At 56.7% G+C, this 17,565-nt stretch carries 12 protein-coding genes and 1 pseudogene; 9 read left to right on the top strand and 4 right to left on the bottom strand.

Annotation, left to right across the window (positions count from 1 at the left end):
* Positions 1-43: 43 nt before the first annotated feature.
* Positions 44-892 (bottom strand): MurR/RpiR family transcriptional regulator, encoded by an 849-nt coding sequence (locus OGY07_RS01075; protein WP_042291497.1) that lies wholly within the window; start codon positions 890-892, stop codon positions 44-46.
* 113 nt (positions 893-1,005) lie between these two features.
* Here OGY07_RS01075 and murQ point away from each other — a divergent pair, with 113 nt between their 5' ends.
* The 3 genes from murQ to tadA all read left to right on the top strand — a co-directional run bounded on the left by murQ (position 1,006) and on the right by tadA (position 3,234).
* Positions 1,006-1,923, top strand: coding sequence for an N-acetylmuramic acid 6-phosphate etherase (gene murQ / locus OGY07_RS01070; RefSeq protein WP_286598160.1), 918 nt, complete (start codon positions 1,006-1,008; stop codon positions 1,921-1,923).
* Between the two features lie 105 nt (positions 1,924-2,028).
* On the top strand, positions 2,029-2,664 hold the full coding sequence (yfhb, locus tag OGY07_RS01065) for a phosphatidylglycerophosphatase C (protein WP_042291490.1): 636 nt from the start codon (positions 2,029-2,031) through the stop codon (positions 2,662-2,664).
* Between the two features lie 24 nt (positions 2,665-2,688).
* Entirely contained in the window at positions 2,689-3,234 is a 546-nt protein-coding gene (tadA, locus tag OGY07_RS01060) for a tRNA adenosine(34) deaminase TadA (RefSeq protein ID WP_286598157.1), read from the top strand.
* 12 nt (positions 3,235-3,246) lie between these two features.
* On the opposite strand, the gene mltF is transcribed toward tadA, so the two are convergent.
* Entirely contained in the window at positions 3,247-4,794 is a 1,548-nt protein-coding gene (gene mltF, locus OGY07_RS01055) for a membrane-bound lytic murein transglycosylase MltF (protein ID WP_042291485.1), read from the bottom strand.
* A 256-nt stretch (positions 4,795-5,050) separates the two neighbouring features.
* On the opposite strand from mltF, the gene purL reads away from it, so the two are divergent.
* The 5 genes from purL to glnB all read left to right on the top strand — a co-directional run bounded on the left by purL (position 5,051) and on the right by glnB (position 13,388).
* Positions 5,051-8,938 (top strand): phosphoribosylformylglycinamidine synthase, encoded by a 3,888-nt coding sequence (gene purL / locus OGY07_RS01050; RefSeq protein WP_200035824.1) that lies wholly within the window; start codon positions 5,051-5,053, stop codon positions 8,936-8,938.
* Between the two features lie 536 nt (positions 8,939-9,474).
* Positions 9,475-10,905: a two component system sensor histidine kinase QseE/GlrK gene (gene qseE, locus OGY07_RS01045; RefSeq protein ID WP_060570598.1), complete on the top strand. Its 1,431-nt coding sequence runs from the start codon at positions 9,475-9,477 to the stop codon at positions 10,903-10,905.
* A gap of 19 nt (positions 10,906-10,924) precedes the next feature.
* Positions 10,925-11,650 (top strand): two-component system QseEF-associated lipoprotein QseG, encoded by a 726-nt coding sequence (qseG, locus tag OGY07_RS01040; protein ID WP_060570479.1) that lies wholly within the window; start codon positions 10,925-10,927, stop codon positions 11,648-11,650.
* On the top strand, positions 11,650-12,984 hold the full coding sequence (gene glrR, locus OGY07_RS01035; RefSeq protein WP_304502517.1) for a two-component system response regulator GlrR: 1,335 nt from the start codon (positions 11,650-11,652) through the stop codon (positions 12,982-12,984). The genes qseG and glrR overlap by 1 nt, the downstream gene beginning before the upstream one ends.
* A 65-nt stretch (positions 12,985-13,049) precedes the next feature.
* Complete coding sequence (gene glnB, locus OGY07_RS01030; RefSeq protein ID WP_012906673.1) at positions 13,050-13,388, top strand: nitrogen regulatory protein P-II; 339 nt, start codon at positions 13,050-13,052, stop codon at positions 13,386-13,388.
* Positions 13,389-13,464: 76 nt separating this feature from the next.
* On the opposite strand, the gene hmpA is transcribed toward glnB, so the two are convergent.
* Positions 13,465-14,655: an NO-inducible flavohemoprotein gene (gene hmpA, locus OGY07_RS01025; RefSeq protein ID WP_286598150.1), complete on the bottom strand. Its 1,191-nt coding sequence runs from the start codon at positions 14,653-14,655 to the stop codon at positions 13,465-13,467.
* A gap of 327 nt (positions 14,656-14,982) precedes the next feature.
* Here hmpA and glyA point away from each other — a divergent pair, with 327 nt between their 5' ends.
* Entirely contained in the window at positions 14,983-16,236 is a 1,254-nt protein-coding gene (gene glyA / locus OGY07_RS01020) for a serine hydroxymethyltransferase (protein WP_181822743.1), read from the top strand.
* A gap of 132 nt (positions 16,237-16,368) precedes the next feature.
* On the opposite strand, the pseudogene OGY07_RS01015 reads toward glyA, so the two are convergent.
* Positions 16,369-17,559, bottom strand: a pseudogene (locus OGY07_RS01015) (ROK family transcriptional regulator); the annotation flags it as partial.
* Positions 17,560-17,565 lie beyond the last annotated feature (6 nt).

Here is a 17,565-nt window from a genome sequence, read left to right as displayed (position 1 = left end):
ATAACATCACAAACCGGGCGGGCATTATACGCGCATTCTTTGCTCAAACCAGTTTTTTTACCAGCGCCTCGCTGTGGCGTATCCGCTCCGGCGCATGTTCTAAATCCTGCTGTACCAGCGCCATAAACAGCAGATCGGTCAGCAGCGTCTGTGCGTGAGTGGAAGAGATCGCGGCACTGCGCGTGGCCTGCTCTTCCGCAATGGTATAAAGACAGTGACTGGCCCGCTGCTGCAGGGCGTTAGGGGTGAAACCGGTTATAGCCAGAATCTTGCCACCGACGCGCAGCGTTTCATCCGCCGCCAGATTCAGCTCACGGCGCTCTCCGCTGTAGGAAATGGCAAACAGCAGATCGTCTGGCGTCAACGCCTGAACCGTCGCCAGCAGCGCATGCATATCGCGCTCCACGACCGCGTTGAGGCCGATTTTTCGTAGCTTCCAGGCAAAACTCTGCGCCACCAGACCCGACGCGCCGATGCCGGTCAACACAATGCGCCGGGCGCTGCGCAACAGATTCACGCTTTCGATCAGCTTCTCTTCCGTATTCACGTCCAGCGTGGCATGCATGGCCGCGACGTTCTCTTTGATCAACTTCTCGCCGACGAGACGTAACGGATCGTCGCCGCGGATCTGGTTGTGCACCGGCACAGAGTGCGCGGCTGGCGCGCTCATCAGCGCTTCGCTGAGCGCCAGTTTCAATGCGGGGAAACCTTTATAGCCAAGCTTTTGCGCGAACTTCACGACGCTTGACTGACTCACGCCCGCTTCGGCAGCCAACTGCTGAGAGCTAAGATGTCTTGCCGTATCCGGCTGCGTGAGCAGATAGTCCGCGAGCTTTTTATCACTCTGCGCAAACCCAGAATACCGCTGACGAATACGAATCAAACAGTTCATAACCTCTCCCGGAAAATGAAATGGCGCAACAGACTGAAATTTTGCTCGCCTTAGTGAATATTCTATTCCATTATTAATGACAAATATGAATTAAAAATTCCTGAGGAGCAAATATGAATCTCGGCGCGTTAGTATCAGAAACCCGCAATCCCCAAACGATGGATCTTGATGCGCTGCCGACGCTTAAATTGGTTGAGCGTTTTAATCAACAGGATGCGCAGGTAGCGGAAGCCGTAAAAGCGACTCTCCCGGAGGTTGCGCGAGCGGTCGACGCCGCGGCTGACGCGTTGAAATCCGGGGGGCGTATTATCTATATGGGGGCAGGGACCAGCGGACGCCTGGGCGTGCTTGATGCCTCGGAATGTCCACCGACATTCGGCGTCCCGCACGGTCTGGTTATCGGGCTGATTGCCGGTGGTCCGGGGGCATTGCTTAAAGCGGTCGAAGGCGCAGAAGATAATCCTCAGTTGGGGGAAGACGATCTTGTCGCGATCAACCTAAAGCCACAGGATCTGGTGGTGGGACTGGCCGCTTCGGGCCGTACACCGTACGTGATCGGGGCGCTGAAGTATGCGCGTGGCGTGGGCTGCACGACGGTGGCTATCTCCTGCAACCCGGATTCACCCATTGCCCGCGAAGCCGATATCGCGATTTCGCCGGTCGTCGGCCCCGAGGCGCTCACGGGCTCAACGCGCCTGAAGTCAGGCACTGCCCAGAAACTGGTGCTCAATATGATCTCCACTGGCGCGATGGTGAAGTTCGGCAAGGTTTACCAGAATCTGATGGTGGATATGCAGGCCACTAACGTCAAACTGATCGATCGCGCCTGTCGGATGGTGGTTGAGGCGACGGGCATTGCGCGCGACGACGCGGAAGCGCTTCTCAAACAAACCGACTATGACGTTAAGCCCGCTATTCTGATGGCGCTGACCGGTCTTAACGCTACGGCGGCGAGAGAGAAGCTGGCCCAACATCAGGGCTTTTTACGCGCGGCGTTAGCCGACTCGTCTGCGGATCGCCTGGGTAAATGATTGTTGCCGGAAAAGTGACGATCTATCTGTTAGGCTAAGATCAGGAGTTATCGTCAGGTTTCCGTTTCCTGACGACAGACGTTGAATGATCCAGAGGAGTAAGGTTTGACCACTAACGCGCGTCGTGTCGTATTTTTTGATTTGGATGGTACGTTGCACCAGCAGGACATGTTCGGCAGTTTCCTGCGCTATTTGTTGCGTCGCCAGCCTCTCAACGCGCTGCTCGTGCTGCCTCTTTTGCCGGTCATTGCCGGCGCGTTGCTGATAAAAGGGCGCGCAGCGCGCTGGCCAATGAGTTTGCTGCTGTGGGGCTGCACCTTCGGGCACAGCGAAGCGCGGCTGCAGACGCTGCATGCAGACTTTGTGAGCTGGTTTCGGGAAAGCGTGACGGCGTTTCCGCTCGTCCAGGAACGTCTGACAACCTATCTGCTCAGTTCAGATGCCGATATCTGGCTGATTACCGGTTCGCCGCAGTCGCTGGTGGAGCAGGTGTATTTTGATACGCCGTGGCTGCCGCGGGTCAATCTTATCGCCAGCCAGATGCGGCGCGGCTATGGCGGCTGGGTGCTGACGATGCGCTGTCTGGGACATGAAAAAGTGGCGCAGCTTGAGCGTCAAATCGGTACGCCGCTGCGTCTGTACAGCGGCTACAGCGACAGTAAACAGGACAACCCGCTGCTCTATTTTTGCCAGCATCGTTGGCGCGTCACGCCTCGCGGAGAGCTCCAGCAACTGGAATAGTTGAAAGCATAGCTACTGTGTATAATGCGGCCCGCTATGATTACCGGAGTATCCCTTTTGTCAGACGTTGAATTTAGCCACGAATACTGGATGCGTCATGCGCTTACCCTCGCAAAGCGTGCCTGGGACGCGAGAGAAGTGCCAGTCGGGGCGGTCCTGGTGCATAACAACCGCGTGATTGGCGAAGGCTGGAACCGCCCGATTGGTCACCACGATCCGACCGCGCATGCGGAGATCATGGCGCTCCGCCAGGGCGGACTGGTGTTACAGAATTACCGGTTGATTGACGCCACGCTGTACGTAACGCTGGAGCCGTGCGTCATGTGCGCAGGGGCAATGGTGCATAGCCGTATCCGCCGCGTGGTGTTTGGCGCCCGAGATGCCAAGACCGGCGCTGCCGGTTCACTTATTGACGTGCTGCACCATCCGGGAATGAATCATCGCGTAGAGGTTATCGAAGGCGTGCTGCGCGATGAGTGCGCGACGCTGCTCAGCGACTTCTTTCGCATGCGTCGTCAGGAAATTAAAGCCCTGAAAAACGCATCACGCGCTCACCTTTCATCCGACTAGGACGCGGTCAATTTACTCTGCGTCCTTTTTCTGCGGCAGGCGCAGCAAGGAAGGGGCATCCGCCAGGTAGCCGGAGGACGCTTGCGACAGGAAGGAGGAGAGCGGCAGCGACTGCTTGCTGAATTCCGCAGGGGATACCACGGGATATTCTTCCGCCAGCCTCATTTCTTCCGCGACCCGTTTCTCTTTCTCCTGCAAATAGCCCACTAAACTGATCTGATACTTGCGGATATTTTCGACGTAGGCGTACGCTTCGTGACCGCGGGCGTAGCCATAGGTCAGCTTACTGTAATATGGCTTCTGGCTGAGCAGCGGCAGACGCTGCTTCACGTCGGTCCAACTGTCAGGGTTACCTTTGGTTTTCGCCGTCAGCGTTCGCGCGTCGAGCATATGCGCATAGCCCATATTATACGCCGCCAGCGCAAACCAGATGCGCTCATCCTTTGGCACGGTTTCCGGCACCTTGCTCATCATGTCCTGTAAATACCGCGCGCCGCCGCTGATGCTCTGCTCCGGGTCGGTACGATCGGTAAGACCCAGACTTTGGGCCGTGTTTTTGGTCAGCATCATCATGCCGCGAACGCCGGTCGGCGAGGTAGCCTGCGGATCCCAGTGCGATTCCTGCCAGGCGATCGCGGCGAGCAGACGCCAGTCAATTTCCTGGGCATACTTTTCAAATAAAGGTTTCAGGTCGGGCAGCATGGCCTCAACGGCGCGCAGGAAGGTGCGGGTATCGACATAGTCGAAATCGTCGCCGTGGCCGAGATACTTCTCTTCCAGCCTCGCCAGCGAACCGTCATCATTGATGCTGTTGAAGAAATCGAGCAGGGCGGCTGATAACGTATTGTCATCGTCCAGTTGGCTAAACCAGGTGACCGGCTGTTCGTCAGTGACATCCAGCGCGACCGCCAGTTCCGGATGTACGCGCTGATAAAGGCTGATGGCGACAGAGTCGGCAATGGTGTAATCCAGCTTACCGGCAAGCACGGCGTCCAACAGCTCCGTGGTGCCTTTTCTGTCTTCAATTCGCCAACTGAGTTGAGGAAATTTAGTCTCTTTCAGCGTCTGTAAATCATTAACCACCACATGGCCGGGAGCGATAGTCAGCTGGCTTTCCGTCACGCTGCCCAGCGTACGCGGACGATACTGGCCCACCTTGTAGACCAGCTGCTGCGAGACGGAGTAATAGGTCGGGCCGGGCTGGTAATTTTTAACCCGTTCGCTGTTATAGACCAGTCCGGCAGCCAGCAGGTCGGCATCGCCGTTATCCAGGTCATCGAACAACTGACTGATGTTCTGGCGTACGGTAATCTTCAGCTTTACCCCCAGATAGTTGGCAAACTGTTCCGCCAGCTCATAATCCAGCCCGTAGGGCTTACCATTAAGCGTTGAATAGGTCAGCGGCGAGTTAATGGTGCTCACGCGCAGCTCTCCCCGCGACTGGATCGCCGCGATACGACTTTCAGCTTTACCGGACCAGGGAATAGAGGGCCAAAGCGCGGCGGCCAACAACAGCGTCAGGATGCCGATGAACAGATAATTAATCTTTAATTTTTTCAATTAGTTAATTCTCTGTACCGTGCGTTGCCTCAGTGTAGGAAAAGGAATAGTAAGACCAGGAGTACTTATCAGTGAGCGGCATTTTGCTTAAACTTGCGTCAGTTGGCAACTAATTAGAACGATTGGCCGCACCGTCTGGCAAAAATTGACGCCAATTTTATTTCGACGCAAACGGTTTCGTCGGCGGCGCAGATTCTTTATAATGACGCCCGTTTCCCCACTTGGGCACACCGAAAGCTTAGAAGACGAGAGACTTATGATGGAAATTCTGCGTGGTTCGCCTGCACTGTCGGCATTCCGTATCAACAAACTGCTGGCGCGCTTTCAGGCTGCCAACCTCCAGGTCCACAACATTTACGCCGAGTACGTCCATTTTGCCGATCTGAACGCGCCGCTGAGCGAAGATGAGCAGGCGCAGCTTGCCCGCCTGCTGAAATATGGCCCGAGCCTGAGCAGCCATACGCCGGAAGGCAAACTGCTGCTGGTAACGCCTCGCCCCGGCACCATCTCCCCCTGGTCTTCCAAAGCGACGGATATCGCCCACAACTGCGGTCTGCAACAAATCGATCGCCTGGAGCGCGGTGTGGCTTACTATGTTGAAGCCTCCACGCTGACCGCTGAACAGTGGCAGCAGGTCGCCGCAGAGCTTCACGATCGCATGATGGAAACGGTTTTTTCCTCATTAAACGATGCGGAAAAATTATTTATCCATCACGAGCCCGCTCCGGTCGCCAGCGTCAATTTGCTGGGCGAAGGCCGCCAGGCGCTGATCGACGCCAACCTGCGTCTCGGCCTGGCGCTGGCGGAAGACGAAATCGACTACCTGCAGGATGCGTTCACAACGCTGGGGCGCAACCCGAACGATATCGAGCTGTACATGTTTGCCCAGGCGAACTCCGAACACTGCCGTCACAAAATTTTTAACGCCGACTGGGTGATTGACGGCGAGCAGCAGCCGAAGTCGCTGTTCAAAATGATTAAAAACACGATGGAACACACCCCCGACCACGTGTTGTCTGCCTATAAAGACAACGCGGCGGTAATGGAAGGTTCTGACGTGGGACGTTATTTTGCCGACCATGCCACCGGGCGCTATGACTTCCACCAGGAAGCGGCGCATATCCTGATGAAGGTCGAAACCCACAACCACCCAACGGCAATCTCGCCATGGCCGGGGGCCGCGACCGGTTCCGGCGGCGAGATTCGCGATGAAGGCGCAACCGGACGCGGCGCGAAACCAAAAGCGGGGCTGGTGGGCTTTTCGGTCTCTAACCTGCGCATTCCTGGCTTTGAACAGCCGTGGGAAGAAGATTTCGGCAAGCCTGAGCGCATTGTGACCGCGCTGGATATCATGACCGAAGGCCCGCTGGGCGGCGCGGCGTTCAACAACGAATTTGGTCGTCCGGCGCTGAACGGCTATTTCCGTACCTACGAAGAAAAGGTCAACAGCCATAACGGCGAGGAGCTGCGCGGCTACCATAAACCGATCATGCTGGCGGGCGGGATCGGCAACATCCGCGCGGATCATGTACAGAAAGGCGAGATCAACGTTGGCGCGAAGCTGATCGTTCTCGGCGGCCCGGCAATGAACATCGGCCTCGGCGGTGGAGCGGCGTCGTCAATGGCGTCCGGCCAGTCTGACGCGGATCTCGACTTCGCTTCCGTGCAGCGCGACAACCCGGAGATGGAGCGTCGCTGCCAGGAGGTGATCGACCGCTGCTGGCAACTGGGCGAAGCTAACCCCATTCTCTTTATTCATGACGTTGGCGCGGGCGGTCTTTCTAACGCCATGCCGGAGCTGGTGAGCGACGGCGGGCGCGGCGGTAAGTTCGAGCTGCGTGATATTCTCAGCGACGAGCCGGGCATGAGTCCGCTGGAAATCTGGTGTAACGAATCCCAGGAGCGTTACGTGCTGGCGGTTGCCGCCGACCAGCTTCCGCTCTTCGACGAACTGTGCCGTCGCGAACGCGCGCCGTACGCGGTCATTGGTGAAGCGACGGAAGAAAAACACCTGTCGCTGAATGACCGTCACTTTAACAACCAGCCGATCGATCTGCCGCTTGACGTGTTGCTCGGCAAAACACCGAAAATGACCCGCGATGTTCAGTCCCTCAAAGCGAAAGGCGACGCCCTGAATCGCGGCGGCATCACGCTTGCCGACGCCGTGAAGCGCGTTCTGCATTTGCCAGCCGTCGCGGAAAAAACCTTCCTGGTGACCATTGGCGACCGCACCGTTACCGGTATGGTTTCCCGCGATCAGATGGTCGGCCCGTGGCAGGTGCCGGTGGCGAACTGCGCGGTAACGACCGCCAGCCTCGATAGCTACTACGGCGAAGCGATGGCTATCGGCGAACGCGCGCCGGTGGCGTTGCTCGACTTCTCTGCTTCCGCGCGTCTGGCCGTTGGTGAAGCGCTGACCAACATTGCCGCGACGCAGATCGGCGACATCAAACGCATCAAGCTTTCCGCGAACTGGATGGCGGCTGCCGGTCACCCCGGTGAAGACGCCGGTCTGTATGAAGCGGTAAAAGCGGTAGGCGAAGAACTTTGCCCGGCGCTTGGCCTGACCATTCCGGTAGGCAAAGACTCCATGTCGATGAAAACCCGCTGGCAGGAAGGCGGCGAACAGCGTGAAATGACCTCGCCGCTGTCGTTGGTGATCTCCGCTTTTGCCCGCGTAGAGGACGTACGTCATACCGTTACGCCTCAGCTCTCGACCGAAGACAATGCCCTGCTGCTGATTGACCTCGGTAAAGGACACAACGCGCTGGGCGCCACCGCGCTGGCGCAGGTGTACCGTCAGCTTGGCGATAAACCAGCGGATGTGCGCGACGTGGCGCAGCTGAAAGGTTTCTACGACGCGATTCAGGCGCTGGTGGCGCAGCGTAAATTGCTGGCCTACCACGACCGCTCCGACGGCGGTCTGCTGGTAACGCTGGCGGAAATGGCCTTTACCGGCCATTGCGGTCTCCAGGCCGATATCGCCACGCTGGGCGGCGACCATTTGGCCGCGTTATTTAACGAAGAACTGGGCGCGGTGATCCAGGTGCGTGCGGCGGATCGTGAGGCGGTTGAAGCGCTGCTGGCGCAATACGGCCTCGGTGACTGCGTCCATTATGTCGGTCAGGCCGTGTCGGGCGACCGTTTCGTGATTAATGCTAACGGCCAGACGGTGTTCAGCGAAAGCCGGACCACGCTTCGCGTCTGGTGGGCAGAAACCACCTGGCAGATGCAGCGCCTGCGCGACAATCCGGAATGCGCCGACCAGGAGCACGACGCGAAAACCAACGACGCCGATCCGGGCCTGAACGTGACGCTGACGTTTGATCTTAATGACGATATCGCCGCACCGTACATTGCCACCGGCGCGCGTCCGAAGGTCGCCGTCCTGCGCGAGCAGGGGGTGAACTCCCACGTTGAAATGGCCGCCGCGTTCCATCGCGCGGGCTTTGACGCCATCGACGTGCACATGAGCGATCTCCTCGGCGGTCGCACCGGACTGGGCAACTTCCAGGCGCTGGTGGCCTGCGGCGGTTTCTCTTACGGCGACGTGCTGGGCGCAGGGGAAGGCTGGGCGAAATCCATTCTGTTTAATCATCGCGTGCGCGATGAGTTTGAAACTTTCTTCCATCGTCCGCAAACCCTGGCGCTTGGCGTATGTAACGGCTGCCAGATGATGTCGAACCTGCGTGAACTGATCCCGGGCAGCGAGCTGTGGCCGCGCTTTGTGCGTAATCAGTCGGACCGTTTTGAAGCGCGCTTTAGCCTGGTGGAAGTGACGCAAAGCCCGTCGCTGCTGCTACAGGGGATGGTCGGCTCGCAAATGCCTATCGCTGTGTCCCATGGGGAAGGGCGCGTCGAAGTACGCGATGAGGCCCATCTTGCCGCGCTGGAGAGCAAAGGTCTGGTGGCGCTGCGCTATGTCGACAACTTTGGCACGGTGACGGAAACGTACCCGGCAAACCCGAACGGCTCGCCAAACGGCATTACCGCGGTCACGACGGAAAACGGTCGTGTGACCATCATGATGCCGCACCCGGAGCGCGTTTTCCGCACGGTCAGTAACTCCTGGCACCCGGAAAACTGGGGCGAGGACGGCCCATGGATGCGTATCTTCCGCAACGCGCGTAAGCAGCTAGGTTAAGCCGTTGCCTGTTGAATAGCCTCTTCACAAAGAGCCCGGTATATTTACCGGGCTTTTTAGTGAGTGTCGCGAATTTACGACAACAGAGCCAGGTCAGTGTCGTCAAAAGGAGACGCTTAACCTATTGATTTTTATAGCGGTATAAAGGTTGTGCTTAAGGTGTTGCTAATCAGCGACACTCGGAGTGAAAAATGAGCAATGCTGGGTGCGGGCTTATTTTAGATAAAAATCATGAAATTCAGTGTGTTAACAAAATGTTTTATTTGTTGGCACAGTTACTGCATAATATTCACCAGTGGCTCATTCACCTTCTTATGTCAGCCCCTTCGGGACGTGCTACATAAACTTCGAATGACGCACAACAAGGTGCCTGCCGTCCAACTTCTGATAATAGCGTTGCTTTATCAACCATCGGGCGAAACGTCGAGTTAGGCACCGCCTTATTCCATAACAAAGCCGGGTTTTACCCGGCTTTGTTGTATCTGACGTTTGCCTCAGTTAGCATCCTCTTATTCCTGTTTGGCGAGAGTAACGCATTGAAGCGCTGGTCTGTTTTCCCCCGTTCATTACGACAGTTGGTAACGCTGGCATTCCTGCTGATCCTGTTACCGCTGCTGGTTCTTGCCTGGCAGGCGTGGCAAAGCCTGAACGCCCTGAGCGCGCAGGCGGCGCTAACCAACCGTACGACGCTTATCGATGCGCGCCGCAGCGAGGCTATGACCAACGTAGCGCTGGAGATGGAGCGCAGCTACCGCCAGTATTGCGTGCTTGACGATCCAACCCTTGCCAGGGTGTACCAGAGCCAGCGCAAACGCTACAGCGAAATGCTCGACGCCCACGCCGGCGTATTGCCAGATGATAAGCTGTATCAGGCGCTGCATCAGGATCTGAACGATCTGGCGCAGTTGCAATGCCGTAACAGCGGGCCGGATACCGCCGCTGCCGCGCGTCTGGAAGCCTTTGCCAGTGCTAATACCGAGATGGTGCAGGCCACGCGTACCGTGGTTTTCTCGCGCGGGCAACAGCTTCAACAGGAGATTGCCGAACGCGGCCAGTTCTTCGGCTGGCAAGCGCTGGTGTTGTTTCTGGTCAGTCTTGCAATGGTATTGCTGTTTACGCGGATGATAATCGGGCCGGTAAAAGGCATAGAGCGAATGATTAACCGGTTGGGGGAAGGGCGGTCGCTTGGCAATACCGTCACTTTTACCGGACCGCGCGAGCTTCGTTCCGTAGGGCAGCGTATCATTTGGCTGAGCGAGCGGCTGTCCTGGCTTGAGTCTCAGCGCCATCAGTTTTTGCGTCATCTTTCCCATGAACTGAAAACGCCGCTCGCCAGCATGCGGGAAGGGACGGAACTGTTGGCCGATCAGGTGGTAGGCCCCTTGACGCCGGAGCAAAAAGAGGTGGTCGGCATCCTCGACGACAGCAGCCGCAACCTGCAAAAGCTGATCGAACAACTGCTCGATTATAACCGCAAGCTGGCGGACAGCCCCGTTGAGATGGAAAGCGTTGAGATTGAACCTTTGGTTGATATGGTCGTTTCCGCTCACAGTTTGCCTGCTCGCGCTAAAATGATGCATACCGCGGTTGAGCTGTCAGCTGACCGCTGTCTGGCGGAGCCGATGCTGTTGATGAGCGTGCTGGATAATCTTTATTCCAATGCGGTGCACTACGGAGCCGAATCCGGTAACATTCGTATCAGTAGCCGTTTCCAGGGAAACCGGGTTTACATTGACGTCTGCAATACCGGTACGCCAATTCCCGAAGCGGAAAAGACCATGATTTTCGAGCCTTTTTTCCAGGGAAGTCATCAACGAAAAGGGGCCGTGAAGGGCAGCGGGTTGGGGCTGAGTATCGCCAGAGATTGCATTCGCCGTATGCAGGGCGAATTGTATCTTGTCGAGGACCCTGCGCAAGCGGTTTGCTTCCGAATCGAATTGCCGCTTTCTGCATCGAAAAACGACTAAACAGATAAGTCTGGTAACTATGCCACACGTTTTTTTTCACATTTTTCAACGAATTCTGTCCCGTCGGGTCATCCTGGCGGGAATACCCTGTCTGGCGCTGCTGGGCTGTGTACCGCAGGCGGTAAAACATGACGCGGGCGAAACGGCGCAGGATAACCTGCCTACGACTCAACTGGCGGATTATCTGTCGGTCGACTGTACCGATATCTGGGCGCTGCATGGCCCGGCGACCGATACCAATCCGCTGTACTGGCTGCGCGCCATTGACTGCGCCGATCGTTTGATGCCGGTACAGTCGCGCAATGAAGCCCGAATGCTGAACGACGACAGCTGGCAAAACGCCTTTAAGCGCGGCGTGCTGCTGGCGAACGCCAAAATCACGCCGCTGGAGCGTCGCGACACGATCTCCCGTCTTGACGGCGTCAGTACCCTGATCCCCTCGCAGGTGCGCCCGCTTTATCAAATCTGGCGCGACGGACAGGCGCTCCAGCTTCAGCTTGCTGAAGAGCGCCAGCGCTACAGCAAACTGCAGCAAACCAGCGACAGCGAACTTGATACGCTGCGCCAGCAACAACAGCACATGCAGGCGCAGTTAGATCTGACGACGCGCAAACTGGAAAACCTGACGGATATCGAGCGCCGGCTTTCCAGCCGTAAGCCTGCCGGAAGTTACAATCCTGACGCGGGACACAGCGAAGAGAAAGCTGCCGCGCCGGTTCCGTCCGACGATGAGGTATCGCCATGATAAGCCGTAAACCAGCGCATTTACTGCTGGTCGATGACGATCCGGGCTTGCTTAAACTGTTGGGCATGCGTCTGACCAGTGAAGGCTACAGCGTGGTTACAGCAGAGAGCGGAGCCGAAGGACTGCGCGTGCTAAACCGTGAAAAAGTGGATTTGGTGATTAGTGACTTACGAATGGATGAAATGGACGGGATGCAACTGTTCAGCGAAATCCAGAAGGTGCAGCCCGGCATGCCGGTGATCATCCTTACCGCCCACGGTTCGATCCCGGACGCGGTCGCCGCAACGCAAAAAGGCGTGTTCAGTTTTCTCACCAAACCGGTCGATAAAGACGCGCTGTACCATGCTATTGATGAAGCACTGGAACAGTCCGCCCCGGCGACCGACGACAGTTGGCGTGAGTCAATCGTTACCCGCAGCCCGCTCATGCTGCGTCTGCTGGAGCAGGCGCGGATGGTGGCCCAGTCTGACGTCAGCGTGCTGATCAACGGGCAAAGCGGCACCGGGAAAGAGATCTTCGCCCAGGCGATCCATAATGCCAGCCCGCGCAGCAGTAAACCGTTTATCGCCATTAACTGCGGCGCGTTGCCGGAACAACTGCTCGAGTCGGAGCTGTTTGGTCACGCGCGCGGGGCGTTTACCGGCGCGGTCAGCAACCGCGAAGGGCTGTTTCAGGCCGCAGAAGGCGGGACGCTGTTCCTTGATGAAATTGGCGATATGCCCGCGCCGTTACAGGTGAAGCTGCTGCGCGTGTTGCAGGAGCGCAAGGTCAGGCCGCTCGGCAGCAACCGCGACATCGACATTGATGTGCGTATTATTTCGGCTACCCACCGTGACCTGCCGAAAGCGATGGCGCGCGGTGAGTTTCGTGAGGATCTGTACTACCGCCTCAACGTGGTGAGCCTGAAGATCCCGGCGCTGGCCGAGCGGACGGAAGATATCCCGCTGCTGGCGAATCATTTGCTGCGTCAGTCGGCGGAGCGGCATAAACCGTTTGTGCGCGCCTTTTCCACCGATGCGATGAAGCGCCTGATGACCGCCAGCTGGCCGGGTAACGTCCGGCAACTGGTGAACGTCATTGAGCAGTGCGTGGCGCTGACCTCGTCGCCGGTGATCAGCGACGCACTGGTCGAGCAGGCGCTGGAAGGCGAAAACACCGCGTTACCGACCTTTGTCGAAGCCCGTAATCAGTTCGAACTGAACTATCTGCGTAAACTGCTGCAAATCACCCGAGGCAATGTGACCCATGCGGCGCGCATGGCGGGACGCAACCGGACGGAGTTTTATAAATTGCTCTCCCGTCACGAGCTTGATGCCAACGACTTTAAAGAGTAGCTCCCTACCAGGACGCACGCTATGATACGGTTAGCAACCGGTTACGCGATTAAAACAGGAACACCATGAAAAAGATTGATGCGATTATTAAACCCTTCAAACTGGATGACGTGCGTGAAGCGCTGGCTGAAGTCGGCATCACCGGGATGACGGTAACAGAAGTGAAAGGCTTTGGCCGTCAGAAAGGGCATACCGAGCTGTATCGTGGCGCGGAATATATGGTCGATTTTCTGCCGAAGGTGAAAATCGAAATCGTCGTGCCGGATGACATCGTGGAAACCTGTGTCGATACCATCATCCGTACTGCGCAGACCGGCAAAATTGGCGATGGTAAGATTTTTGTCTTCGACGTGGCGCGGGTTGTACGCATCCGTACTGGCGAGGAAGACGACGCGGCCATTTAAGCCGCGTTTGCCTGTAGGCTGGCGCAGTGCCTGATGGCGCGGCGCCTGTCAGGCCTGCGGGTTTTTCCGCTGTGCGTTACAGCACTTTATGCGGACCAAAACATTCGTAATGAATGTTTTCGTTTTTCACGCCCATTTCCACCAGTTGCTTCGCGGCAAACTGCATAAACCCGACCGGACCGCACAGATAAAACTGCATAGCCGGATGGGTTAGCGATGCTTTCATCGCCGTCAGGTCCATCAGCCCTTCACTGTCAAATGCCGCTTTTGCGCGATCGGCCTCTGTCGGGATGCGATACCAGGTGTGCGCGGTAAAGTGCGGCAGCGTATTTCCCCGTTCACTCACTTCGTCGACAAACGCATGCACATCGCCGTTTTCCGCCGCGTGGAACCAGTTAACCTGGGCGCTGTGTTTCGCTGTTGCCAGCGTATCCAGCATCGCCAGCATTGGGGTCTGACCGACGCCTGCGGAGATCAGCGACACCGGCGTGTCCGTTGAGACCTGCATAAAGAAATCACCGGCAGGCGCGGCTAAATGCACCACGTCGCCGACGTTTGCATGGTTATGCAGCCAGTTAGACACCTGCCCGCCGTCTTCGCGCTTCACGGCAATCCGGTAGCCTTTGCCATCCGGCTTGCGGGTCAGCGAGTACTGGCGAATCTCCTGGTGCGGAAAACCTTCCGGCTTCAGCCAGACGCCCAGATATTGACCCGGCTGATAGTCGGCCACCGCGCCGCCATCGACAGGTTCAAATTCAAAACTGGTAATCAGCGCGCTGCGTGGGGTTTTCGCGACAATACGGAATGGTCGTGTCCCTTCCCAGCCGCCGGTTTTACGGGCATTTTCACGATAGATTTCCGCTTCGCGGTGAATAAACACATTCGCCAGCACGCCATAGGCTTTACCCCACGCATCCAGCACATCCTGACCCGGGCTGAACATTTCATCCAGCGTGGCTAACAGATGCGTGCCGACGATGTTGTACTGCTCCGGTTGGATCTGGAAGCTGGTGTGTTTCTGGGCGATCTTTTCCACAGCAGGCAGCAGCGCGGGCAGATTCTCAAGGTTGCTGGCATAGGCGGCAATGGCGTTAAACAGCGCTTCACGCTGATCGCCATTGCGCTGGTTGCTCATGTTAAAGATTTCTTTGAGTTCGGGATTATGGGCAAACATGCGATCGTAAAAATGGGCGGTCAGTTTGGGACCCGTTTCGACCAGCAGGGGAATGGTGGCTTTTACAGTGGCGATGGTTTGGGCGTCAAGCATACGGTCTTCCTTTATCTGAATCTTTAATGATGTATGTCAAATACATCTTATAAAAAATACCCCTGCTTTGTAAATGGTTCTTTGTGACTTTGCGTTGCAAAAGTTACAACGTGAAAAATCTGCATCACAAACCTGAAAAGAAATCCGTTGAAAACCGTAAGGTCTTCATTCGGCAAAGCCTTATAGAATGCCGAGGTAATCGTTTGCGTAAAATCCTTTGTCAAGACCTGTTATCACAGAATGATTCAGTTATACTGTTGGCCGTTGTCCAACAGGACCGCCTAATTAAGGCCAAAATTTTATCGTTAGCTGAGTCAGGAGATGCGGATGTTAAAGCGTGAAATGAACATTGCCGATTATGATGCCGAACTGTGGCAGGCTATGGAGCAGGAAAAAGTACGTCAGGAAGAGCACATCGAACTGATCGCCTCCGAAAACTACACCAGCCCGCGCGTCATGCAGGCGCAGGGATCTCAGCTGACCAACAAATATGCTGAAGGGTATCCGGGCAAGCGCTACTACGGCGGTTGTGAATATGTCGATATCGTTGAGCAACTGGCGATCGATCGCGCGAAAGAACTGTTCGGCGCTGACTACGCTAACGTACAGCCGCACTCTGGTTCTCAGGCTAACTTCGCGGTTTACACCGCGCTGCTGCAGCCAGGCGATACCGTACTGGGTATGAACCTGGCGCAGGGCGGCCACCTGACTCACGGCTCCCCGGTTAACTTCTCCGGCAAACTGTACAACATCGTGCCTTACGGTATTGATGAGTCCGGTAAAATTGACTACGAAGAGATGGCGAAGCTGGCGAAAGCGCACAAACCGAAAATGATTATCGGTGGTTTCTCTGCTTACTCCGGTATCGTTGACTGGGCCAAAATGCGTGAAATCGCCGACAGCATCGGCGCGTATCTGTTCGTCGATATGGCGCACGTTGCGGGCCTGATCGCCGCGGGCGTTTACCCGAACCCGGTTCCGCACGCTCACGTTGTGACCACCACCACCCACAAAACGCTGGCGGGTCCTCGCGGCGGCCTGATCCTGGCGAAAGGCGGTGACGAAGAGCTGTACAAAAAACTGAACTCCGCCGTGTTCCCGAGCGCGCAGGGCGGCCCGTTGATGCACGTTATCGCGGCGAAAGCGGTAGCGCTGAAAGAAGCGATGGAGCCAGAATTCAAAGTTTACCAGCAGCAGGTTGCGAAAAATGCTAAAGCGATGGTGGAAGTGTTCCTGAACCGTGGCTACAAGGTAGTCTCCGGCGGAACTGAAAACCACCTGTTCCTGCTGGATCTGGTTGATAAGAACCTGACCGGTAAAGAAGCTGACGCCGCGCTGGGTCGCGCCAACATCACCGTAAACAAAAACAGCGTACCGAACGATCCGAAGAGCCCGTTTGTGACTTCCGGTATCCGTATCGGTTCTCCGGCTGTCACTCGCCGTGGCTTTAAAGAAGCGGAAGTGAAAGAGCTGGCGGGCTGGATGTGTGACGTTCTGGACAATATCAATGACGACGCGGTGATTGAGCGCGTGAAAGGTAACGTTCTGGATATTTGCGCACGCTTCCCGGTTTACGCGTAATTCACTGCGAATGCCGGATGGCGGCGCATGCCTGACCATCCGGTCGCGATGTTATGCCGGGCGTCACTCTGATGCCCGGTTATCTGAATAAAATGCCCTCACGCTTCCCTCGCCGCCGCGGCGCTCCGGGTCAATCTCGCTCAACTGCGATTCAACGTATAAATAGCCAATACCCATAAGCTGCTGCGCGCGGCTCAACGTGCCAAAGCCGATCCGCGTCGCTTTCGCCCGCGGATTATCGCCATGGTCGAAAGGATTAAATCCGGTTTGCTGGCGTAAGGTATTTAGCCAGCTTTCGCCAAAAGCACAGCTACGCCCGTATAGCCAGATCTGGTTAATATTGAGGATATTAAGGAAGTTATAAAGGCTTAATCCGATGGCGTTCGCCGCATGTTCCACCCATGCCTGAATACGCACGTCACCCTGCCGCCATGCTTCAATCAGTCTGTCCGTGGTGAGCGTCTCCGGATCCAGCTCGGGTATGGGTTGCGTTTTCATCCACACCCTCGCCTGTTTTTTCAGCGCGCTCAGCGAGGCCACGGTTTCCAGGCAACCGTAGCGACCACAGTCGCAGGCGACGCCGTCCGGATGAATAATGGTGTGTCCTATCTGTCCACTGCCGTACAGGCTGCCGCGCCAGATGCTGTCATTGATGACAAAGGAAGAACCAATCCCATAATCGACGTTAATCACGCAGAAATCTTCATTGGCCGCCGGGTTTTGCCATTTCTCCGCCAGCGCCAGCATCACGCAGTCATTATCAAGACGAACCTGCACGCCAAGCATTTCTTCCAGGAGATATTTTATCTCTACCGGGGTTTTCCACGGCGCCTGCGGCATGGTTTTCGACGCACCGGTAATCGGGTCAACCTGACCGTGCACGCCCAGCGCCAGATTAAGGGTGATCTCAGGATAGCGCTGCTGGTATACGCGCCAGTGGCGGGCTATAGCGCTGAGCAAGTCTTTCGGCGTGGCGGCATTGATTACCTCGTGCCGCCAGTCGCCGACGGCGACCAGACGGGCGTCCGCCAGTTGGCTGGTGAGGCTGGTCGGCGTCACGTTCATACAGAGCGTCCAGGCCCCGCGTTCGGGCAGGTGAAAGCTTCCGTTGCTCAGACCACGCTGGCTCAGCGTTTCTCTGGAGTGGCAGAGCCGTCCCTCATCCACTAACTCCTGCAGAATATTGCTCACTGCCGGAATCGACAGGCCGGTCATTTGCGCCAGCTGCGACTTGCTGAGCTGTTTCTCACGCCATAAATGCGCCAGAAAGAGCTGTTTGTTTGCCTGCCGGACCCGCGCATTGTTGTAGCCTAAATGGCGCATACACTT

The sequence above is a fragment of the Citrobacter sp. Cs237 genome (assembly GCF_030332325.1).
In the GTDB taxonomy this organism is placed as follows: Bacteria; Pseudomonadota; Gammaproteobacteria; order Enterobacterales; family Enterobacteriaceae; genus Citrobacter_A; species Citrobacter_A sedlakii.
The sequence above is the reverse complement of the archived record's forward strand: the minus strand, read 5'-3'. Positions and strand labels throughout refer to the sequence as shown.